Source organism: Inquilinus sp. CA228, from assembly GCF_052078665.1.
In the GTDB taxonomy this organism is placed as follows: Bacteria; Pseudomonadota; Alphaproteobacteria; order DSM-16000; family Inquilinaceae; genus Inquilinus.
The window spans coordinates 1-21810 of the sequence record NZ_JBQJIK010000057.1 but is presented as its reverse complement, the minus strand read 5'-3'; the positions used below and the strand labels follow the sequence as shown (position 1 = coordinate 21810).

General features: G+C 64.8%; 13 protein-coding genes. 1 reads left to right on the top strand and 12 read right to left on the bottom strand.

Annotation, left to right across the window (positions count from 1 at the left end; translation table 11 throughout):
• Positions 1 to 199: 199 nt before the first annotated feature.
• The 7 genes from ACTOWL_RS25590 to ACTOWL_RS25560 form a co-directional block, all read right to left on the bottom strand.
• Positions 200 to 4222, bottom strand: a complete 4023-nt coding sequence (locus tag ACTOWL_RS25590) for a type I polyketide synthase (RefSeq protein ID WP_441324116.1) — start codon at positions 4220 to 4222, stop codon at positions 200 to 202.
• Between the two features lie 667 nt (positions 4223 to 4889).
• On the bottom strand, positions 4890 to 7262 hold the full coding sequence (locus tag ACTOWL_RS25585; protein WP_441324115.1) for a calcium-binding protein: 2373 nt from the start codon (positions 7260 to 7262) through the stop codon (positions 4890 to 4892).
• A gap of 676 nt (positions 7263 to 7938) precedes the next feature.
• Positions 7939 to 8298: a DUF6726 family protein gene (locus ACTOWL_RS25580; RefSeq protein ID WP_441324114.1), complete on the bottom strand. Its 360-nt coding sequence runs from the start codon at positions 8296 to 8298 to the stop codon at positions 7939 to 7941.
• A gap of 135 nt (positions 8299 to 8433) precedes the next feature.
• Positions 8434 to 9231, bottom strand: a complete 798-nt coding sequence (locus ACTOWL_RS25575; RefSeq protein ID WP_441324113.1) for a MipA/OmpV family protein — start codon at positions 9229 to 9231, stop codon at positions 8434 to 8436.
• A gap of 163 nt (positions 9232 to 9394) precedes the next feature.
• Positions 9395 to 10129 carry a M10 family metallopeptidase C-terminal domain-containing protein gene (locus tag ACTOWL_RS25570; RefSeq protein WP_441324112.1) on the bottom strand — a complete coding sequence of 245 codons (735 nt, stop codon included), beginning with the start codon at positions 10127 to 10129 and terminating at the stop codon, positions 9395 to 9397.
• A gap of 299 nt (positions 10130 to 10428) precedes the next feature.
• Complete coding sequence (locus ACTOWL_RS25565) at positions 10429 to 11235, bottom strand: class I SAM-dependent methyltransferase (protein ID WP_441324111.1); 807 nt, start codon at positions 11233 to 11235, stop codon at positions 10429 to 10431.
• A gap of 77 nt (positions 11236 to 11312) precedes the next feature.
• Entirely contained in the window at positions 11313 to 11996 is a 684-nt protein-coding gene (locus tag ACTOWL_RS25560; RefSeq protein ID WP_441324110.1) for a calcium-binding protein, read from the bottom strand.
• Between the two features lie 942 nt (positions 11997 to 12938).
• On the opposite strand from ACTOWL_RS25560, the gene ACTOWL_RS25555 reads away from it, so the two are divergent.
• Positions 12939 to 13562, top strand: coding sequence for a DUF4142 domain-containing protein (locus ACTOWL_RS25555; RefSeq protein ID WP_441324109.1), 624 nt, complete (start codon positions 12939 to 12941; stop codon positions 13560 to 13562).
• Positions 13563 to 13906: 344 nt separating this feature from the next.
• Here the strand turns inward: ACTOWL_RS25555 and ACTOWL_RS25550 are convergent, their stop codons facing one another.
• From ACTOWL_RS25550 to ACTOWL_RS25530, 5 genes are all read right to left on the bottom strand, one after another.
• The gene (locus tag ACTOWL_RS25550) at positions 13907 to 14770 is read right to left on the bottom strand and encodes a DUF2950 family protein (RefSeq protein WP_441324108.1); all 864 of its coding nucleotides are present in this window, start codon (positions 14768 to 14770) and stop codon (positions 13907 to 13909) included.
• Positions 14771 to 14873: 103 nt separating this feature from the next.
• Complete coding sequence (locus ACTOWL_RS25545; protein ID WP_441324107.1) at positions 14874 to 16334, bottom strand: DUF3300 domain-containing protein; 1461 nt, start codon at positions 16332 to 16334, stop codon at positions 14874 to 14876.
• 342 nt (positions 16335 to 16676) lie between these two features.
• On the bottom strand, positions 16677 to 18314 hold the full coding sequence (locus ACTOWL_RS25540; protein ID WP_441324106.1) for a calcium-binding protein: 1638 nt from the start codon (positions 18312 to 18314) through the stop codon (positions 16677 to 16679).
• A 931-nt stretch (positions 18315 to 19245) separates the two neighbouring features.
• Positions 19246 to 20931 carry a calcium-binding protein gene (locus tag ACTOWL_RS25535; protein WP_441324105.1) on the bottom strand — a complete coding sequence of 562 codons (1686 nt, stop codon included), beginning with the start codon at positions 20929 to 20931 and terminating at the stop codon, positions 19246 to 19248.
• Between the two features lie 565 nt (positions 20932 to 21496).
• The coding region (locus ACTOWL_RS25530) for a M10 family metallopeptidase C-terminal domain-containing protein (protein WP_441324104.1) at positions 21497 to 21810 on the bottom strand (314 nt) is incomplete at its 5' end.

Genomic DNA, 21810 nt, shown 5'->3' with positions numbered 1-21810 from the left:
CCGCGGTCGACTCCCGACGCGACGCCGCGAAGCGGCTGGCCGGCATTGCCCATCATGGGCGGCCGAGAGCCATGCGCTTTGGCGTGCTCCAGAGTTCGGCGCTGGACGAGAGGCCTTCTCCACCCCGGCAAGGATCCCAACAGCTTTCCGCCAAACCGGTCCTTGCCGACGTCTACCGCCAGCACAAACGGGACGGGTCTCAAGTGTCAGCCCAGGTTGCGAGCTCGGCCCCGATGGCCCGGGCCACCTGCGCCTCACAGTTTTGGAAATAGAAGTGGCCGCCGGGGAACAGGCGTGTGCGGCCCGGTCGTGTCGTGTGCCCCAGCCAGGCCTCGAGGTCGCTCCAGCTGACACGGCCGTCGGCATCACCGCCAAAGGCGGCGATCGGGATGTCAAGGGGAGCGCCGGGCTCGAAGGCGTAGTCTGCCAAAGCCGAAAGATCGGCTCGAAGCGTTTCTTCGGTGTGCCGCGCCAGATCGGGGGTGACGAGGGCGGCATCACCGGCGTCTCCGAGCAGGATCTCAAGGGCGGCTCGCAGATCCTGTCGTGGATCGTCGAGGGCACGCCGGAGCACGCCGGCACGGCCCATCCAACGGTCGGGCGCAGGGCAACCGGAGACGAAGAGGCCAAGCGGACCGGGAGACTGGGTGGAGATGAGCCGGCGGGCGAGCTCGAATGCCACGAGCGCGCCCATACTGTGTCCGAAGAAGGCGAAGGGTCGATCGAGATAGGGGCGGATCGCGGAGAAGAAGGCCTCAAGCTGGATCTGGAATCGATGCTGCACGAGTTGGCCCTGACTGCCGCCGCGAACAGGCGCCCGGGTTGAAAGGCATTCGATATATCCAGGCAATGCCCGGGCCAAGCCGCGGAATGCGGGGATGCCCCCTCCTGCGTGAGCGAAGCAGATGAGGCGCAACGGCGCATTCGGGGAATTCCGCAGCGAGACGATTGCAGGATCTCCCGCGGGCCGGGCGACGGGAGATTGCGCCGCGGCCAACACACCAAGACGTGCCGCAATGGCCGCGATGCTCGATCCATCGAGCAGCCAAGCGACAGGCAACGGCATGCCGAGCTCACGGACGAAGCGGGCGCTGACCTCTGTCGCGAGCAGCGAGTCGAGCCCCAGTTGCGGCAGCGGAGCGCGAACATCGCAGTGCTTCATCGGCAGGCCGAGGGTCTGGCTCGCGATCCTGCGCAACTGCGCTTCAAGAAGGTCGCGGGACTGGCCGACTGGACAAGCCGTGAACGCCTGATCCGCCGGCACATGGCATGGCGACGCACCGGTCGAAGTACCGGCATTGCTCAGGTCGGCGGGCTGCTCTCCGATCCGGCAGCGCTGCCGTTGCCAGGGATAGAGCGGCAGTCGCACTAGACCAACATGGCGACGGCCATGAAGACTCCGGAAGTCGATGGGGCAACCGCAGGTGTAAAGAGACCCGAGGCTGTGGAGCAGGGCGCGAAACTCGGGCTCGCCGCGGCGCAGCGACGCGAGCGCGGTGCCGACTTGCCCGGCGCTCTCCATGCATTGGCGTATCGATGTCAGGAGCAGCGGGTGCGGACTGAGTTCGAGGAACAGCGAAACCCCATTCTGGATCAGCAGTTGCATCGCCTGCGCGAACAGCACAGGCCGGGAGAGATTCATGGCCCAGTAACGGCCATCGAGAACTCGGCCGTCCTCGACGCGGCCCGTGACGGTGGAGAAGAAAGGTATGGTGGCCGGCCGCGGCGAGAGAGTGGAAAGCTCCGCGCGGAGCTGAGGCAGAATCGGGGTCATGTGCCGACTGTGGGAGGCATAGTCGACGGATATGCGACGACAGAAGATGTTCCGGCGAGCAAGCTCTTCGATGACTGCGTCGAGATCCGCGGCGTTGCCGGAAATGACGGTCGAGGTCGGGCTGTTGCAGGCAGCGACCGAGAGCCGGCCGCGCCGTCCGGCGATGGCGTTCTCGACCTCCGTCTGCCCCAATTCGACGAGAGCCATGCCACCCGAACCGCCCTCCGAGGCCGCCAGGCGGCTTCGCGCACGGATGACAAGCGAGGCCTCGCGCAGCGTCAGAGCGCCGGCTACATGGGCAGCGGCGACCTCTCCCATGCTGTGACCGACGACGATATCGGGCCTCACACCCCATGACTGCAGAAGCGCCGCAAGGGCCACCTGAACTGCGAAGATGCAGGGTTGGACGACGTCATCCGCTCGGAACAGATCAGAGCGGGTCTCGTCGAGATGGAACACATCCAAAAGAGAATGACCCGCCAAGGGTCCGAGGGCGTAGCCGCAGGCTTCGAGGGCCGCGCGGAAGACAGGGGCGACCTTAAGCAGTTCCCGGCCCATGCCCAACCATTGCGAGCCCTGTCCAGAGAACACAAAGGCGAGACGCGGGGGCGCGTCGCCGGTGCGACCCGGGGCGCCACGTGGCTGAGCGTCCAGGACGGTCGCAAGCTCGTCGAGATTGCCGGCGACGATTGCAGCACGATGCTGATGATGGTCGCGGCATACCGCGGCAGCGGCTGCCAACTCGGAGAGATCGACGTTGGGTTTGTCTCTCACCATCTCGCCGAGAGCCCGGATGAGATCCGCAAGAGCAGCCGGGCTGCGAGCGGAAACCGGCATAAGCGTGGGAAGCCCCTCTTCCGGCCGGGCCGAAGGGGTAGGCCTCTCAACCTCGGCCTCGAGGATGACATGGCAGTTCGTGCCGCCGAACCCGAAGGCGCTTACACCGGCCCGGGCGGGCCCGCTTTGTGACGGGGGCCAGGGGGTGAGCCGAGTGGGTACGGCGAGCTTCAGGTCGGCTAGTGGGATGGCGCAACCCGCCTCCTCGAAGTGAAGCGTGGGAGGGACTTGCCGGTGATGGACCGCGAGCGTGGCCTTGATCAGACCGGCGATGCCTGACGCGCCCTCGAGATGACCGATATTCGCCTTGACCGAACCGATGAGGAGCGGCCGGTCCCTCGACCGATCGGCGCCAAGCACAGCGCCGAGCGCTCCCGCTTCAACGGGGTCGCCGAGACGAGTACCGGTTCCATGGGCTTCGACGTAGTGAATGGATGATGGTTCGACACCCGCGTTTCTGCAGGCCAGTCGAAGCATGGCTTCCTGGCCGCGCTGGCTGGGAGCGGTCAGGCCGATCCTCGGCCCGTCATTGTTGACGGCGCTCCCGCGGATGACCGCGTAGATTCGATCTCCGTCGGCGCGGGCCTGCAAGAGCGGCTTCAGAACGATGACACCGCCGCCTTCGCCCCGGGCGTAGCCGTCTGCCCGAGCATCGAAGGGCCTGCTGCGCCCCCCAGGCGACAGGGCGCCCAGCTTCGACATCGTCACCATCGATTCGGGCGCCAGGATCAGGTGCACGCCGCCGGCGAGGGCAACAGTGGTCTCCCCGGCGCGCAAGCTCTGGCAAGCGAGATGCACGGCGACGAGCGAGGCGGAGCAGGCGGTGTCCACAACCAGGCTCGGACCTTCAAGCGCCAGTGCATGCGAGATCCGGTTGGCGATGATGCCCAACTGCATTCCGGTGGCGGTGTGCTGGCTAATGCTTTCGATCCCATGGCGGCTCAGCACTTGGGTATAGTCATTGGCGATCGCACCAACGAAGACACCCACCGGCAGGCGACGCAGGCTGGATGGCGCAATGCCCGCGTCCTCGAGCGACTCCCACGCCAGCTCAAGCATGAGCCGCTGTTGCGGATCCATCTGCATGGCCTCGCGCGGCGAAATGCGGAAGAACAGCGGATCGAAACCGTCCACCCGATCCAGAAATCCGCCGTGCCTGGCGATCGCCCGGCCAGGCGCACCGGGGTCCGGATCGTAGAAGGCATTGAGATCCCAGCGCTCGGCCGGGATGGGACCGACGCCGTCGGCTCCTGCCACGAGCTGCGTCCAATAAGCATCCAGGTCCGGAGCACCTGGCAGGCGGCAGCTCATACCGACGATCGCAATGGGCTCGATCATGGTATCAGCCGGAATCTGCCGAGCCACTCGCCATCGGCGCTCTCCTGCGCCTTGCACGCCTGCAGTCTCATATCGTTCTCTACGGAGATGGCTGAAAAGAACTGGTTGGGTGATGCCGACCCAGAGCAGGAGGTCGCCGTCAGGAAGCCGGACCATGCCCTCAAGCACGATCTCGATATCGGATTCACCGTCGCCACCGGCATCGCCCTCGGCCACCGAGCTCCCGTCCTTGCGCCCATAGCGCAGATCCCCGGCCCCGCAATCGAAGGCCATCCAGCTCCAGTTCGCGAGGCTGATCGAGACGCTCGTCGTCGGCGCGCTCCCGACACTGGAGCAAACTCGCCATATCGGGCCTCCGATGAGGTTTGATCGCCGCCTTACCTCTGAAAAGAGGAACGTCTGCGGCCGTCAAGCCGACAGAACAGACTGCGTCGCCGCGTGATCCATATCCCGCCCAAGTTACGACGACAATTGGAAACACGTCAAATAGAATTGACGCAGAGAAACTATTCACATAGTACGCGAATACGATAACTATATTCAATAAAGAGAGTTTCCATAATATATAATTCGAAACGGACGTGCACGATCTCGGCCCGTGAGCCTGCCCGCAGAGGCCATGGGTCAGTTCCTCCGAAGCCTGTCGGAGGGCGAGCTCGGACGCGACTGCCGCGACCTCACCGAGGAAACACCCCCCGCCCCTCGTGATCTCCGCGGCTCTCCTGCGAGAGCACTGCCGAGATATGTCCCGCACCGTCCTCCGCCGCGCCGCCTCGCGATGAAACCATTGAGCAGGCCTCCCTCTGGAGGCGACAGAGGCCCTTCCTCTCTCGCCCGCCCTGTCGGTCCCCGCCGCTCCGCGAGACGCCGCATATCCGGAGGGCTGATGCCTGCCTGAGTGCGTGACCGATCGAAAGCCGGCGCCGGCCCGGGCTCGGAATCAGAGGATGAAGTCGTCTGCTATCAGGTCGATCTCGCCCACAAGCACGATCTCGAGATCGGCCACGCCGTTGCCGTCGACATCCCCCTGCACCAGCGTGTTGCCGTCCTTGTGCTCGTAACGCAGCTCCCCGGCCGTCCCGCTGAAGTCGCGATCCTCGATGAAGGTGAAGGACTGGTCGCCGCTCCTCTCGGGGTTGGCGTCGATCTCCTTCAGCCAGATCAGGTCCTGCTCCGCCCGGCTGAAGTCCGTGATCACGTCGCCGGCCCCCGCTGCGCTATCGCTCACCACATCGAAGACGAAGTCGTCCTCGTCGGCCCCGCCGGTCAACACGTCCCGGCCCGCACCGCCTGCGAGCCGGTCGTAGCCGCCGCTGCCGTACAATCCGTCATCGCCGTCGCCACCATGGAGCGAGTCGCGGCCATCGCAGCCTTGAAGAAGGTTCCCCGCCCCATTGCCGGTGAGCGTGTCGGCGCCGTTCGAGCCCACGACATTCTCGATCCCGATCAGCGCATCGCCCGCGGCATCGCCGCCGGAGCCCCGGCCGTGCTCCAGATCGACCGTCACCGCGGCAGCGGAGGCATAGTAGTCGGCCGTGTCCATCCCCTCGCCGCCCTCCAGGATATCGGCTCCGCTCCCCCCTTTGAGCACGTCGTCGCCTCCTTCCCCGCGGAGCCAGTCGTCGCCTGCGCCGCCCCAGAGCGCGTTCGCCCCGCCATCACCGCGCAGCACATCGGCCCAGGCCGATCCGACCACCTGCTCGATCCCGGAAAAGCTGTCGCCGTCCGCATCCCCGCCCGTAGCGACGCCGATGTCGAGATCGACCAACACCCCCGACGCCGCCCCGGCATAGCTCAGCGTGTCGATCCCCACCCCGCCGATCAGCACATCCCCGCCCCCCGCCCCCTCCAGGAGGTCATTGCCTTCGCCGCCGTCGAGCTGGTCGCCGCCCGTGCCACCGTAAAGCACATCGTCCCCGGCCTCACCGAAGACGATGTCGTCCTCGCTGCCGGCATCCACCGAATCGTCGCCAGCGCCGCCACGGATGTCATCGCTTCCGGCCCCTCCAACCAGCCGGTCGTCGCCGTCGCCGCCAAGGAGGCTGTCATTGCCATCCTCGCCGGACAGCACGTCGGCGCCGCCATGGCCGAGGAGGATATCGTTTCCCCGTTCACCGCCGATGATGTTCCGCCCATCATCCCCGATCAGCTCGTCGTCCTGGCTCGACCCGTACAGGTTCTCGATCCCGGTCAGCACGTCGCCTGCGGCGTCGCCGCCCAACCCCGTCCCGGTCCGCAGATCGACCTTCACCCCAGCTGACGATCCTTGATAGTTGGCAAAGTCCATCCCCGCCCCGCCATCCAGCACATCCGCCCCCGCGCCCCCTCGCAGCGTGTCGTCGCCGGCCTCACCTTCGAGTCGGTCCGCCCCCGCACCGCCCCACAGCTTGTCCTCCCCGGCCTCGCCGGAGAGCACATCGGCGCCGTCGGCACCGTCGAGCACGTCGTCGCCATCCCGGCCGGCGAGCTTGTTCCCCGCCGCGTTGCCAGTGATCCGGTCCGCATGGTCCGAGCCTTCGACATTCTCGATCCCGACCAGCTCGTCTCCCTCGGCCCAGCCACCCGAGCCCCAACCCGTCGCAAGATCGACGGTCACCCCGGCGTCGCTGATGAAGTATTGGACCCAGTCCACGCCGTCCCCGCCGTCGAGCCGGTTCGCCTGGCTGCTCGCGACGAAGGCGTCGTCGCGGGCCGAGCCGGTCGCATTCTCGATCTCTTCCAACCGGTCGCCCGCCGCATCGCCGAACCAGCCAAGGCCGCTCGCCAGATCGACCCTCACCCCCTCGCGACTGTCCTCATAGGACGCAGTATCCGCGCCCTCGCCGCCGTCCAGTTCATCCGCCGCCGCGCCACCGCAGAGGACATCGTCACCCGTCCCGCCTCGCAGATTATCGTTGCCGCCGTCGCCGTACAGCTGATCATTGTCCTCATCACCAGACAACAGATCCTCACCATCGCCGCCCCAAAGCACATCGTTCCCCCTGTCGCCGTACAGTTTGTCATTTCCTCCGTTGCCATGAATGCTGTCGCCTGCAAGCCACCCGTGAAGCTTGTCGTCCTCGTCGTCGCCTTCGATAACCTCGAGGCCACGCACGCCTTCCGTGTCGTCGCGCGGCACGAGGACCTCACCGCCGCGGCCGGACGGGGCGAGCGGTCGCGACGACGCGATCGGGGCGGGGGCATCGGCCAAATGCGAGAGATCGCGGTCGGAGGCCGCAGGGAGACGCGGCTGACCGGGGCTGGTCCGGCGCTCATCGTCGCCACCATAGAGCAGAGCCGCCAGATCTGCGACCAGGGTCCCAGCATCGTGCATGGGTCATTCTCCAAAGAGTGCTGTGCCAGACGGTGCCCCGTGCCGATGCCCGTGGCCAAGCCGTGCTCACGGATCGGATCCAGAAGCGGTGAACTTTAATGAATCCGACAATAAGTTCAATAAAAATTTTCAATATTTCGCTCACATTACCAGATTATCTAGAATGAATTATTATAATTTATTGACCACAGGGCTAAAGAATCAAGAGAAACAACAACAGACACTATTATCCACAACCCTCTTCCAGATCGGGATCCGTCGAGCTTTTGAGACCCGTGCCCGGCTCGGGCGTGTCGGGTCGCGCGTTCGACTCTCCAAGCAGGAATTATTGCAGGCTCCCATCACCGCCCCCGCCGCGAATGAGCGTCTATGCTGGCGATTCGCGCTCTTGGCCAGACCGGAGACGTGTTGTGGAGCCACCAGGACGGAGCCGTCTCCGCTCTTCGGCAACGCTTGAACCGCCGACGACCAGAACCTCAACGCCACCGCCACGCCCGGCCGCCAGAGGGATGGTTTGGCTCGCCCACCACCTTGCCTTCCTTCAGGTCGCAAATCAGGAGCTTGAGCGGCTCGATCTCGGAGTCGAACCGCTCCGAGATCGAACGGACCAAGCCCGGCGCAGCATCGCGAGATCCCTCCGTACCGGGACGCTACCGGCGGAACCCGACTTCAAGGTTCAATCGATGGCGTCACCGGCCGCATCCAGCGGCGCCGCGACCGCGTCACCCACCACCGGAACGATCTTCGCCGTATCGGCAACAACACGGAATGGAAAGGCCACGGCACCGCAACCGGCGAGCCCGAAGCATGTCGCTGCGATCAGCAGCAGCACTGGGAACCGAGCATGACCGCCGCGATGGGCGCTCCATTGGTGAAGACCCTGACGCATCCCTGTTCGAGGCATCGGCTCTTCTTCGCCCATAGCAGGTTTATCGATCATGGACTCGGGATCTCCGGCAGGCCAACGCGGACGCAACGCAAGTGCGCTGCCGTCCGACGGATTTGCGGGATCGGAGCGGAAGCCATCCACCGTCATCACAATCTGATCCTCTGGAGCGGAGATTTGAGGTCCGCCGTCGGACACGATCGCGCCTGCCGTTCCTCGCAGCTGAGAGCTTCGATCGACAGCCTGCCCCTTCGTTTATCCTTGCCGCGGCGGGGCGGCGGCCACTCAGAAGCGATAGACCAGCCCGAGTTGCGCCGCGATCTGGCCGGCCTCACCCTCCGCCTCCACGATCGGGCTGTCGGCTGCCTCGCCGACGAGCCGCGACACCCGCACATAGCCGACCAGGGAAATGGACGGCGTGATGTCGTAGGCCGACCCGAGGAACAGGCTGACCTCCTGGATGCCGGCGCCGGGCCGATACGCCGGCAGCCCTGATCGGGAGGCCTCGCCGTCGTCGATGCCAAAGAAGGCATCGCTCCAGCCGCCGTCGCCCCACAGGGCCGTGGCGCCGACCCGACCGCGCCACCCTTCCGCCAACTCGAAGGCCATCACCCCGGACAGGGTGGCGACATAGCCATCGAAGTCGCCTGCGAAACTATGGCCCACGCGCCCCTCGATGGCGAACGGAGCCAGGCTGTATCGGACGAAGAGCCCAGCAAGGCCCGTCCCGTCGAGGTCATCGAGGCCGTCGGCAGCCCGGCTCCGCTTGCTGCCGAGCGAATAATCGAGGAAAGGCCCCGCACTGAGACCGCTAAACCTGACGAGATTCGCGCCGATACCGCGTCCCGTCGCAGCGAAGGCGATGTCACCGAACCGAACACCGACGATCGGAATCGGCTCCACCCGCAGTTCGCCTCCCCCAACGAAGTCCGGCATGACACCGGCTCCGAGACCGAGGCTGACTGCATCGTCCTGCGTCGTCGAAGCAGCCAGAGGATCGACTCCGATCCCGATCATCTGGGCCTGGGCCTGGGCCTCAGGCACTGTCGCCAGGCCGATGCACGCCGCAACCAAGCCGACCAACCGTCGGCCGCTCTCCGTCGCCGGTCTTGAGGCTCTCGCGATCACAACCCATCCCTTGCATGAAGATCCAGACCGACGTGCCGGGCTTCCCCGAACGCTGGAGTCGGAGACCGGACACGACGCAGTTTTCTCGATGAGGGCAGGCGCACCGGATCTCCGCGCCTCACAGCAGGAAATCCGTCTCCCACAGAGAGATCGTTCCATCGAGCTTGATCTCGAAATCGGCGATCTTGTCGCCATTGGTGTCGCCCAGCACCAGCGTGTCGCCGTCTTTGTGCTCATAGCGCAGCTCACCGGCCTCACCATGAAAGACCTCGTTGCCAATAAAGGCGAACCCTTGAACGCCGTCCTCCGTGCCATCGGCGTCGACCGCCGACAGATCGATCAGATCCTCTCCCTGATGAAAATCCACGATGGTGTCGTGGGCATAGGAATTGCCTGGCTTGCTGTCGCTCACAGCGTTGTAGACGAAGGTATCTTTGCCGCTCCCACCGCACAGAACATCTCCGCCCGAGCCTCCGCACAACCGGTCTGCGCCTGCGCCGCCATCGAGCATGTCGATGTCACCGCCACCGTTCAGAATATCATTGCCGTCCAAGCCACACAGAATGTCATCGCCGCCATGGCCGTTGAGCGTGTCGTCTTCAGCGGTTCCGTCATGTGTATCGTTCCGGTTGCCTTCGCCGTTCCAGACTTCGCTGGGCCTGATCCAGGGGGTGCCGGCGTCACCGCGCTGGCCGCCCTCGGAATCGACACCGATCCAGAGGGGCTGGCGATCGGAGCAGCCCTGGGCTTCGGGAAGGTTGCCGGCGCCGTGATGGCGGTGATCGATGTCACCAGCAAAGCCCTGGCCATAGAGAGCGTCAGCGACACCCATATCCGACGGGTATGTGATCATGATCCTTGCCTTGATAGTAGAGATGCGTCTAGACCTCTGATGCCAACGCCTCGTCACGCGACATCCTCACTAAATACAAATTAGGTTTTATTAAAAAATGGTCAAATGAATATCAATTATAGTATACTCATTCCCGCGTTATGGATGCTATATAACTCACCCTCTCTATCAATCCGCATGAAGCATATTCTTCGCTGCAGAGATATATACGGCGAGGACAACCAGATAGAGCTTGCGAGTCTCGGCTTCGCAAGATCGATCACGATCCTCCGATTGGCGCTGGAGATCCTCAAGCGTCCTCACCGGACGGCGATAGAGGATGGCCGACGGCCCCAGGCCGTGATCATCCCGACGGACAAATCGCAGATCCCTGGATCCGCCAGATAGGCGAGCGCGGACTCAATGGTTTTGTGCGCCACCGAACCCGACGCCAAGAGGCTTGGGACCGCTTGGCGCAGCGTCAAGTCCCAGAAGAGGGCGAGTGGCGATCCGGCGGTGACGATAGGAAGGTCAACCGCCATGCCGATGTCCGTCAAGCGATGCGCCGCCAACGTCCCCGGGTGACGACGACCGTAAGTCATGTCAGTGCCGATCGTGTTGGCCAGTGTCCGCCACAGGGCTGTCAAGGTGTTCCTGTAAGCAGAGTGAGCCGAGGAGAAGACGCCAAAATCAGCATGGTCGCTGACAACCAGCCATCCGCCAGGTCGCACCCAGGAGAGCATGCGGGCAAGCAGATGGTCCCGGTCGCGCAAATGCATGAGCACGAACCGGGCATGCACCAGATCAAACGTGCCGGGAGCAAAATCCGGCTCCGTGATGTCCGCGGTCATGACGGCAAGCCGCGGATGATCGATCTGCTCGAGAAAGCGGGTGTCCCGATCGACGGCCACGACCTCGCCACCGGCAACCACCTCGGCCAGCCACCGGCTGACCGTACCCGGACCGGCGCCGACGTCCAGGCATCGCCATCCGCGCCGTACTCCCAAAGCCGCCAGCCGACCCTGCGTGGCGGGATCGAACGCGGCGGCCAAGGCAGTGAGCCGGTCGTACTCCCCTTCGCGACCAGGATGGAACAAGCGATCGCCATAGCGTTCCGACTTCTCCATATCGATCTCCTGTTGATGGGCATGATCCGCGAAGGGTCCTGTCGGGCCAGATGCTTTGGTGCGGTTTCCAGCGCTACCTACGGCTTGCGATCGGCGCCGCCCCAGCCACCGCCGGTCGCGAGATTGATCAGCACGCCTTCGGCGCTGTCGACATAGGACGCCGTGTCCACTCCCGACCCACCATCGAGCCGGTCGGCACCGGCGCCGCCATTCAGAACATCGTCACCCTCACCGCCGCTGAGCTTATCGTCGCCACCGTCACCGTACAATTCGTCATCGCCGGCGTCTCCGGAGAGGTTGTCAATATCATCCCCGTCTCCACCGCGGATCAGATCGTTGCCTTCTCCGCCGCGGAGCAGGTCCATGCCCTCGTCGCCATTAAGCTCATCATCTCCATCACCACCGTAGAGTTTGTCGTTTCCACGCCCGCCGAAGAGTGCGTCGCTCCCCCCTTTGCCGTGAATCTCGTCATTACCAAGGTTCCCGCCGAGCACCTCGTCTTGATCGTCACCTTCAATCAAATCACCGCCGAAGAGGACCCTCACCGCCTCGTCCTCGGAAGCGATCGGGAGGCACGCGCCGTCGGAAAGGGGTCTGCCGGACGGCTGTGCCGGTCCTTCTTGGGCGAGGCCGTTCACCATCGGATGTGGGAGACGGTGCGAGTGCTGGAGGCTGTGGCCGCTTCGGTCGTCCTGGCGCTCATCGCCGGCGCCAGAGTGCAGGACCAACGCATCGACGGTCGAGGCTGTGACGTTGCGCACGTTTCTTCATCCAGAAGCTGGGGCGTCAGAGCACGATCCGCACGGACGCCAAGATCAGACCAAATTCTCAGAAACAGATCACCGAGGATCGGAAACATGTACGAGAGCGCCCAAGATATATGATCTTATATAGAACCGATCAACACAAACCAGATATCGAAACCGGAATTACTGAATATCAGTAGAAATATTACTAGAACTTATGCAAGGGCGGCGTCCTTCGCTAAAGATGCACGGCGCAATCCGTCGTCCCGCCATTTCAACAGAATCGAGGGGGACGATTGTGCGTCTTGATCCAGGCTCGGACGGAAGGCCCAGGCGAGGTCGTCCAGAGGTTTCCTCGGAAGCCCCCCGGAAGGCACCAACCTCAACCACTCCATCAACAAATCGAGACACCACTATCCAATCTTCCGAACAGATTTCGGCTGCCTGGAAACGCATCCGCCAGTCGGGATTGGGGTCTTATCCTTCCCGACAAAACTCGTGGCGTGATGGGGCTCGATATTCATCAGGTCGCGCAGCCCCTCCTCGAGCGACCATTTCGGGGCCCAGCCCAGCGCCGAGCGGATCTTGCCGGTGTCGCCGGAGAGCGACGGGCGTTCGAACTTGCGGAACCGCCTCTTGTCCTCGACGATCGGCCGCGGGTTGCCGACAACTCGCCTTCCACAGCAAATTGCACCCATGCTCAGGTCAATTCAATCCATAACAAATATTAATGGAAATATTTTCTTGAGCACAATCTTAGAGGCTTCTATATCTTAGAAAGATTGCCCATTCAATTCTGAATCCATACTTCGAGATCGTCGATAGAAGCATGGAGATGCAGAGTCGTCATGGTGCGCGGCCGACCTCCGAGGCGGATGCAGGACGATGGGGACACACCAACAGCCCCATCCGCTCGACGATCGGGCTGCCGTGCGGGCGTCCGACAAGGAGACAGGTATGAGCTATCGGATCGCAGCGGGTGTGCTGACCACCCTTCTTCTGACGACATCGCCCGCTCGTCCTCAGGATACAGCCGCGACGTCCCTGAGCGGGGAGATCTCGAGCGGCAGCATCTCGCTTCGTGGATCGAAGATCGGACCATCGGGGACTGTCACGGACCAATCTCTTCCGGCTGACGGCATTTTCATCCTCCAGATGGCGGTTGGCGGCTTCGTCATGATCGAGTTCGGCCACCTTGCGGAGCAGAAGAGCACGAACAACGCCGTCCGCGGCTTTGCCCGCCAGATCATCGAGGAGCACACCCGTGTGCGGGACCGTCTCGTCGATCTGATCAGGGCGAGCGGCTTCCGGTATTCGGTCGACCTGGATCCCGAGCATCGCGCGATCCACGGGCTGCTCGTTCAATTGTCCGGCATCGCGTTCGATCAGGCCTATGTCGCCGGGCAGATCACTGACCTCACCACACTGTCGCAAATTCTGGTCTACGAGATCGGTTCGGGCCAGGACACGGCACTGCGGACATTCGCGTCGGAGACTCTGCCGGTCATCCTACAGCAGCTCCGCACGGCTCAGACCATCGCGGTAGTGCTTGCCGACCAGATCGCTACCTCTTCTCAATGAAAGGACGAACCCATCCGCCACCGGCCGACGCATCGCGCTGTATCGGGTCTTGAGGCGACCTCACTTGGTCGTGCCGGATGCGGACACCGATCCGCCTCGCGCGGTCGCCCGCTCTCTTCTCGATCGGCTATGGCAATGTCGGGGCGCCGGCGAGTTTGACCCGTTCGGCCGGGCCTCTCGGCGCAGGATGAAGACGCCGCCCGTGTAGAGGGCGATCCCTCGCATCGGGGACTGTCGTATCGCCGTCGACACCAATCAGCACCTCACCCGGCTGTCTGAGGACGACGCCGATCTTCTCGGCCGTCAGGACGCCTTCCAGAACTGCTGCTGCATGTTTCCGTTGGCTACGGCCCGGACGATGCCTCGACCCAGGTGGCGTCGACGGCGTAGGACTGGATCGCCGCCGCAAGCACCTCGGTGCGGTCACCGAGATCCTTCTGCCAGATCAAGCCGAGGTGATTGATCAGAAAGGTCATCCGGCCGGTCCGGCCATAGGTCGCCGGAACCGCGATCAGTGCGAAGCCGGCGATCATGTTGTCGTTGATGACGTAGTCGTAGCGGCCGCCCGGCACCTCGCCCTCCTGCCGGGTCAGGATCTGGAAGTAATATCCGTGATAGGGCTGTCCGGGGCGACGACTTTCGAAATAGCTCCGATCCTCCGCCACCAAGAGTCCGAAGGGGCTGGGATCGGTATCGGCCACGTCCGGCCAATAGAGTCCGTCCTGCCTGCCAGGCGAGCTGACCAGCCTCTGCGCGAATTCGAGCACGCCGTCACCGTCGCGGTCCTTGGCGGCATAGGCCATTTGCGCGGGGCCATATGCCTGCAGCACCGTGAGCGCCGCCAGCTCATCGGCGCCGATGCGCCGGGCCAGGATCTCGTCGAGACCGGCCTCGGTGTCGAAGCGCCAGCCGTCCGCCGCCCGAACGATCGGAATCGGGAAGGTCCAGCCGGCCAAGCCCATGGCAATGATCCGCAGGTCACCCTCACCCTCCAGGACGGCCCTGGCCCGAGCCGCAGCGACGACATCGTCCAGCCCCTCCTCGAAGGAGACCGGGTCATCGGGCATCAGCGCGTCGCGGTAGCGTGTGCCGAGGATGCGCAGGACTCCGTCCGGGTCCCCCGCCTCCAACGCCTCGACCATCGCCCTGCTGGCCGCCTCCGGCGCGTCGAAGCGCTGCGGGCCATCGCCGTCCTGGCCTTCGGCCACGGCCGAAGGCATCAGCAACGGGAGGAGAATGACGGCGAGACCGAGGAGACGCCTTCCCCGACGCCTGATCGATGTCAGCATGAATGCGCTCCTGCGCTCGGGTTCATCGGCCGAACAGGCGGTTGCGGTTGCCGTCCGGGGCATCGCCCAAGCGGCCGGACCCGCGCTGCGGCAGGGCGGCGGGCGCGATGACCCGCTGGCGCGGGCCCGGCCGATCCTGGGGCACCGCTCTCGAGCCCGGGCGCTGCGGCAGGTCCAGGCTCTCGCGACCGCGGACCGAGGCGCGGCCGGTCTCGGGCCGCGGCGCTACGTTGCCGAAGGCGCCGTCCTTCCGTCCGGTGCCGTCGCCGACCCGCGGCGGCTGCCGGGGCTGCTGCAGCCGCGGAGCACCGGCCGTCGCCTGATCGCGCTGACGCAGCCCTTCGGTGGTTGCGCGCTGCGTTGTGTCGAGGCTCGGCCCGTCCTGGCGGGGACGTCCCCCTTCCGGACGTGCGTCGTCCGGCCGCCAGACACGCCGCTGGCCGTCGCCGATCTGGCCATGGGCGGCCACGAAGGTCTGGCGGTTCGCGTCTATCTGCGATTGCAGCGTGGTGCGGTCGACATTCTTGAATCGGCCGTTGTTGATGAGGGTGTTGACGTTGACATTGACGTCGCCGCCGATGTCGATGTCCGGGCGCACACGGTGGACCTTGTCCCAGTCGACATGATCCCAATCAATATCGTCCCAATCGACATGGTGGACGTCGATGTCGATGTCGCGGTCGTCCCAGCTGAGGGCATAGCCCAGAGCGGTGCCGAAGAGCAGTCCGGTGAAGAAGGGCGCGGCCGGCGACTGGTAGCTGAGATAGGGGGTGGGGTAGGCCACCGGCGGGGCCGAGGCGTAGGTCTGGTTCACCACCATCGCCGGGCTGTAGGTCGGGACGTAGACGATGTCGGGGTCGGCGCTGCGGATCACCACCGTCTGCTTGCCGGCCGCCGCACCAGGCGACGTGCCGGCCGGTGCCGGCTGGCGGGTGACCGTGACCTTGTCGTTCGAGGCCAGATAGCCAGCCCCCACGGCTTCGTTCCGGATCCCCTGGATGGCGTCGAGCACGCCGTTGAGATTGCCGGCCACCGCCTGTCCGAGCTGTTCGGCCCAGTCGAGGTCGGAGTCCATGAGCCGCAGCGCCTCCGGGTAGTTCAGGAGGGCGATCACGGCGGGGTCCCAGTTCGGATCGGGGGCGGGGGATGGGTCCTTCCCGCGCTTGTCGAGATAGCGGACGGCTTGGACCACGTCGAGAGGCGCGGCCGACGCCGGCAGCACCAGCGACAGCAGATCATCGGGATAGAGTGCGATGCGCGCGACCAGATCGCGCAGATCCGGTGCCGTCTTGGGGGCTGCCTGGGCCGGCGCGCCGGCTGCCGCCCAGCCCGGGGCGGCGAGAGGCGGCAAGCCCGCGAGCAACAGGACGGCAAAGGCCGCGGGCAGCCACGCTCGCAGCCGCCTGCGGACAGGATGGTCCGGCGAGGCTGCGGGTACCAGGAAGGGCAAGCCCATGACGAATCCTTTCGCGACCATATCCATGGCGCGGCCGCCATCGACGGGCCGGGAGCCGGCTCCGGCCGCGGCTGAAAATCTAGAACAGAAACAATTTTAATTCAATGGAGACCAAAAACAAAATCCAACATTCCGCTTCTGATTATTATAATAACTTTGAGTTATGGCAACATTGGCAATCGACCGCACACTATCATTCGGCATCAGCTCGACGCCGGAAAGATAGCCAACGGACAGAGAGCCGTGAGACGGCAATGATCGGCCTGCGACGGGAGACTTCCAGATGGCGATCCCGGAAGGTGAGGACTGCTTGGCCGCCGCCCGGCTGGCGGAGGCCAGGGGCCGGCCGAGGCCGGCCCCTGCTCGGGCTCAGAGCACGAAGTCGCTGGCTAAGAGCTCGAACGTGCCGGCGAGCACGATCTCGAGATCGGCCTGGCCGTCGCCGTCGACGTCGCCCTGCACCAGGGTGTTGCCGTCCTGGTGCTCGTAGCGCAACTGCCCCGCCACCCCCGGCGTGAACGTCGCCGTCTCGATGAAGGTGAAGGACTGGCTGCCGTCCTTGGTGGTGTCGGCGTCGATCTGCGTCAGCCAGATCTCGTCCTCCCCCTGGCTGAAGTCCGTGATCACGTCGGCGCTCCCTGCCTCGCTGTCGCTCACCGCATAGTAGTTGAAGTTATCCGCGCCGGTCCCGCCGGTCAGGGTGTCCTGTCCGGCCCCACCTTCGAGCCAGTCGTGGTCGCTGCCGCCGTCGAGCACATCGGCGCCGTCGTTGCCATAGAGCAGGTCCTGGCTCTCCTGGCCCATCAGCACGTCGTTGTCTGCGCCACCCTCCAGCCAGTCGCCGCCGCCGCCACCCTCGAGCGTATCGCTGCCCTCCCCGCCATAAAGCCGGTCGGTCCCGAGACCGCCCTCGAGCACGTTTGCGGAGCCATCGCCCAGAAGCACATCGTCGTGAGCCGATCCGATCACGTTCTCGATGCTGTCCAGCACATCGCCCTCGGCATCACCGGACTGACCCTTGCCAGCCCCGAGATCGACCGTCATCCCGCTGGCGCTGCTCGCGTAGGACGCCGTGTCCATCCCCGCGCCGCCCTTCAGCAGGTCGGCCCCGGCACCACCCTCGAGCACGTTTGCGGAAGCATCGCCCAGGAGCACATCGTCATAGGCCGAGCCGATCAGGTTCTCGATGCCAATCAGGCTGTCGCCCTGGGCGTCGCCGCCCTTCCCGCTGCCACTTACGAGATCGATCACCACCCCGCTTGCGCTGTCGGCGTAGGATGCCGTGTCCACCCCAGCGCCGCCATCAAGCCGGTCAGCCCCTTGGCCGCCGTTCAGCACATCCTCGCCGTCGCCGCCAAGGAGCTGATCATCGTCGTACCCACCAAGGAGCCTGTCATTGCCACTGCCACCATCGAGCAGGTCATTGTCCGCGTAGCCATGAAGCTCATCGTTGTCACTTCCGCCATAGAGCTTATCCTTGTCCCCGCCGCCGAGCAGAGAATCATCGCCGGCTTCCCCATATGCCACCTCAACCGGCCTATCATTACCGTGGACCATACCTGGTCGGCCAAGATGCACTATGTCGTTGCCGTCACCGCCGTAGACCACGTCGCTACCAGAGCCACCCCAAATCACGTCGTCGCCGACATCGCCGTACAGCTCATCGTTGCCAGCTTCTCCTTCGATGTAATCGTCGCCATCGCCCCCTCGCACCAAGTCGTCGCCGGTGCCGCCGTAGAGTTGATCATTCCCTCCTTTGCCGTCGACCTCGTCGTCGCCAGCTAGGCCGCGGAGGTTGTTGTCTCCCTCGTCACCTTCGACGTACCCGTCTTTGAGGGCAATCGGCGTTTCCACGTCATCATGTCCCTCGGAGGCCCTGCTGACGCGGCCGACCAGGGGAGCGGCGGCGCCGGCAGGGCGCTGGCCGGGGCCGTCGTAGCGCTCGTCATCAGCGCAGCCATAGAGCAGCGCAGCCAGATCGGCGGCCAGGGTCTCGGTGATGTGCATAGATCATTGCTCCAACAGAGGCGGCGCCGGGGCACGATTCCGTGTAGGCGCCTGAGGTCAAGCCAAGCCCGTAGCTCAAATATCCACGGATCGGGCGAATATGCGAGAGACGATTCAGACAACTCAAGGAAAATTGCAATAACAGAATCGAGAATTACCATAATTTCTCGATCAATTCCGAAGATTTATTTTATTCATCCAGAAGATAACTTTAGTGGCCTCAGGCCATCACCTCCAAGAATGACAGAAGGCGGCATGGCCCAGAAATCGGCCCGGCTACACAGTCCCCTTGCGGCCCCTCCGGCGGGACTGGGCACGCCAGAGCCCGTCTGATCGAGGACCACGGATGACGGGATGAACCTGCGGATCCTCGGAGGGGCGACCCGGAAGCCGCTCGGCCGCGCGAGACACTCCGCTCCGCGGTCGAAAGGAAGGGCTTCCCTCCTGGACCACATTGCGGCGCCCCCAGTCTGGAGCGAGGTCTACCGGGCCGCCGATGCCATCGTGGACGCGGGGTCGCGACGACGATTTCCATGGCCCCACACATCCTCTTCGCGTTGTGTGCGGCAGCACCATTGGCGGCAACACGCCCGAACAACGATCAAGGAGACCGCCCTCAACAAATGCCTGCACGCGCTCGATCGTGCCAGTCAGCTCAATTGAATTGCACCAGTGCCCTTGAATTGAAGCCACCGCTAGGCCGGAACGCAGTTCCCGGCCGCGCTCCCGACGGGTTCGGCGGCCTCGAACAAGGCATCGCCTTGCCCTCGGTCTGGCCAACGGGCCTTCGCGTCGAGCCCCTTTCATTGCGCAGGAGGTTGTCGGCCTGCGCCGCTGGTGCGGCTCCGAGTCACTGAGGCAGCCGTTGCCACGCACGCCAGCCGCCGTTGACGGCCTCCGGGGCCGGCCGAGGCCGACCCCGATCTGGGACTCAGAGGATGAAGTCGGCGGCAGTGAGGTCGATCGTGCCGGCGAGCACGATCTCGAGATCGGCCTTGCCGTCGCCATCGACCTCGCCCTGCACCACCGTGGTGCCGTCGTCCCGGTGCTCATAGCGCAGCTGCCCCGCCACCCCTGACGTGAACGTCTCGGTGCCGATGAAGCTGAAGGCCTCGTTCGCGTCGGTCTCGTCGTCGGCATCCACCCGCCACAGGTCGATCTTGTCCTCTCCCTTGCTGAAATCCGTGATCTGGTCGCCGCTCCCCGCGAGGCTGTCGTTCACACGCCAGTACTCGAAGACATCCGCACCGGCACCCCCGGTCAGCACATCGGCTCCGTTCCCCCCTTCGAGGCCGTCGGCGCCGTCGCCCCCCTCCAGCATGTCGTTTCCGTCGTCGCCATAGAGCCAATCGGCCCCGCCACCGCCCGCGAGACGGTTCGCACCGCCATCCCCCATCAGCGCGTCGGCAAAGGCCGAGCCGTCGATGTTCTCGATCTCCCGCAGGGTGTCGCCCTCCGCGTCGCCGCCAAGGCCAGAGCCGACCGCCAGACCGACGGTCACGCCCGTGCCGCTGCCGGCATAGGACGCCGTGTCGCTGCCGGCTCCACCCACCAACTCGTCCGCGCCCGCCCCGCCCTCGATCCGGTCATCGCCGTCCGCCCCCTCGAGCCGGTTCTTCTGGGCGTCCCCGATCAGCACATCGGCATGGGCCGAGCCGATGAGGTTCTCGATCTCCCGCAGGGTGTCGCCCTCGGCGTCGCCGCCACGGCCACTGCCGGCCGCCAGGTCGATGGTCACACCCGAGCGGCTGCCGGCATAGGACGCGGTGTCGCTGCCGGCGCCACCCACCAGCTCGTCCGCGCCCGCACCGCCCTCGAGCCGGTCATCGCCGTCCGCCCCCTCGAGCCGGTTCGCCTGGGCGTCCCCGATCAGCGCATCGGCGTGAGCCGAACCGATGAGGTTCTCGATCTCCCGCAGGGTGTCGCCCTCGGCGTCGCCGCCCGACCCGCGGCCGCTCGCCAGGTCGACGGTCACGCCCGCAGCGCTGCCGGCATAGGACGCCGTGTCGCTGCCGTCGTCACCTGCGAGAAGGTCGGCACCACTGCCGCCTTCAAGAACGTCGTCGCCGCTGCGGCCATACAGTTCATCGCTATCGCTGCCGCCATATATTTTATCATTGCCCTCATCGCCAAACAGTGTGTCGCGACCTTCGTCACCGCAAATTACGTCATTGCCGTAACTGCCAAACGCCACATCGTCACCTGAACCACCATAGATCTCGTCGTTACCGTCGGCCTTGGCGTTTCCGGTAGTGGCATAGCCGTACAGTACATCATTGCCACCTTGGCCATAGAGCTTGTCGTCGCCGACCGAACCGCAAATTATGTCGTCGCCTTCCGTTCCCCAGAGTTCGTCGTTCTCCAAGCCGCCAACGATGACATCGAGGGCATGCGGTCCTTTTGCATCGTCGTGCCCCTCGGAGACCCCGCCATCGTGGCTGGCCAGGGCGAGCGGCAGCGCCGGCGCGGCCTCGGCCTCGCCATGGGCGGGAGGCGCGAGGTCGCGGTGAGGCGTGATCAGGACAGGCGGTTGGACGTGGCTGGCCCGGCGCTCGTCATCAGCGCCGCCATAGAGCAGGGCCGCCAGATCGGCGGTCAGGATCTCGGTCTCACGCATCGGTCACCACTCCAATAGTTGCAGCGCCGGAGCACGAGCCGTGCGGACGCCTGAGGTCAAGCCAAGCCCGCGGATTGATATCCACGTGTCGGGCGAGCATGTAAGGGACGATGCGCAGAATTTCAAGAATAATGATAAAATATAAAATCAAATATTCCAGAATAACTATCGATCAATTCCAAATATTTATTTCAATACATCTCAAAGATAACGGCAACAGACAACGACCGTCGCCTCCTGGAATGGCGGAGGCGGTATGGCCCCGAGATCAGCCGGTGTCCACAGCCCCCTGGCTGCCTCCAGCTGCTGGCGACCGGCGCGTCGAAGCAGCCCGCGGCCCACGCCATGCGCTTGGGAGCGCTCTCCACCGCCCCGCCTCGGCCGTCCGATCGACGGCTGAGCCAAGCGTTGCCGGCGAACGCCCGTGGAGCGTCCACTCCCCGGATCATGAGCCGGAGGACCGACCGATCAGCGGAACCGGAAGCGAACAGCCCCCACGGTCGAGCGCCACGGCGTTGCCCCAGACGCGAAGACCAGGGCCGGCATGGCCGGCCCTGGCTCGGCCTCAGAGGACGAAGTCGTCCGCCTTCAGGTCAATGGTGCCGGTGAGCACGATCTCGAGGTCGGCCTGGCCGTCGCCGTCGACATCGCCCTGCACCACCGTGTCACCGTCCTGGTGTTCGTAGCGCAGCTGCCCCGCCACCCCTGAGGTGAACGTCGCCGTCTCGATGAAGGTGAAGTGTTGGCCGCCGTCCTTGGTGGTGTCGGCGTCGATCTGCGTCAGCCAGATCTCGTCCTCCCCCTGGCTGAAGTCCGTGATCACGTCGGCCTTCCCCGCCTCGCTGTCGCTCAGCGCAGAGAAGAAGAAGTTGTCCGAAC

What these genes read in the sequence shown, in the direction of transcription:
- ACTOWL_RS25590 (WP_441324116.1), bottom strand. Translation starts at nt 4,222, where the DNA reads ATGGCCTTCGATTGCGGGGCCGGGGATCTGCGCTATGGGCGCAAGGAC.
- ACTOWL_RS25585 (WP_441324115.1), bottom strand. Translation starts at nt 7,262, where the DNA reads ATGCACGATGCTGGGACCCTGGTCGCAGATCTGGCGGCTCTGCTCTAT.
- ACTOWL_RS25580 (WP_441324114.1), bottom strand. Translation starts at nt 8,298, where the DNA reads ATGACGGTGGATGGCTTCCGCTCCGATCCCGCAAATCCGTCGGACGGC.
- ACTOWL_RS25570 (WP_441324112.1), bottom strand. Translation starts at nt 10,129, where the DNA reads ATGATCACATACCCGTCGGATATGGGTGTCGCTGACGCTCTCTATGGC.
- ACTOWL_RS25565 (WP_441324111.1), bottom strand. Translation starts at nt 11,235, where the DNA reads ATGGAGAAGTCGGAACGCTATGGCGATCGCTTGTTCCATCCTGGTCGC.
- ACTOWL_RS25555 (WP_441324109.1), top strand. Translation starts at nt 12,939, where the DNA reads ATGAGCTATCGGATCGCAGCGGGTGTGCTGACCACCCTTCTTCTGACG.
- ACTOWL_RS25545 (WP_441324107.1), bottom strand. Translation starts at nt 16,334, where the DNA reads ATGGATATGGTCGCGAAAGGATTCGTCATGGGCTTGCCCTTCCTGGTA.
- ACTOWL_RS25540 (WP_441324106.1), bottom strand. Translation starts at nt 18,314, where the DNA reads ATGCACATCACCGAGACCCTGGCCGCCGATCTGGCTGCGCTGCTCTAT.
- ACTOWL_RS25535 (WP_441324105.1), bottom strand. Translation starts at nt 20,931, where the DNA reads ATGCGTGAGACCGAGATCCTGACCGCCGATCTGGCGGCCCTGCTCTAT.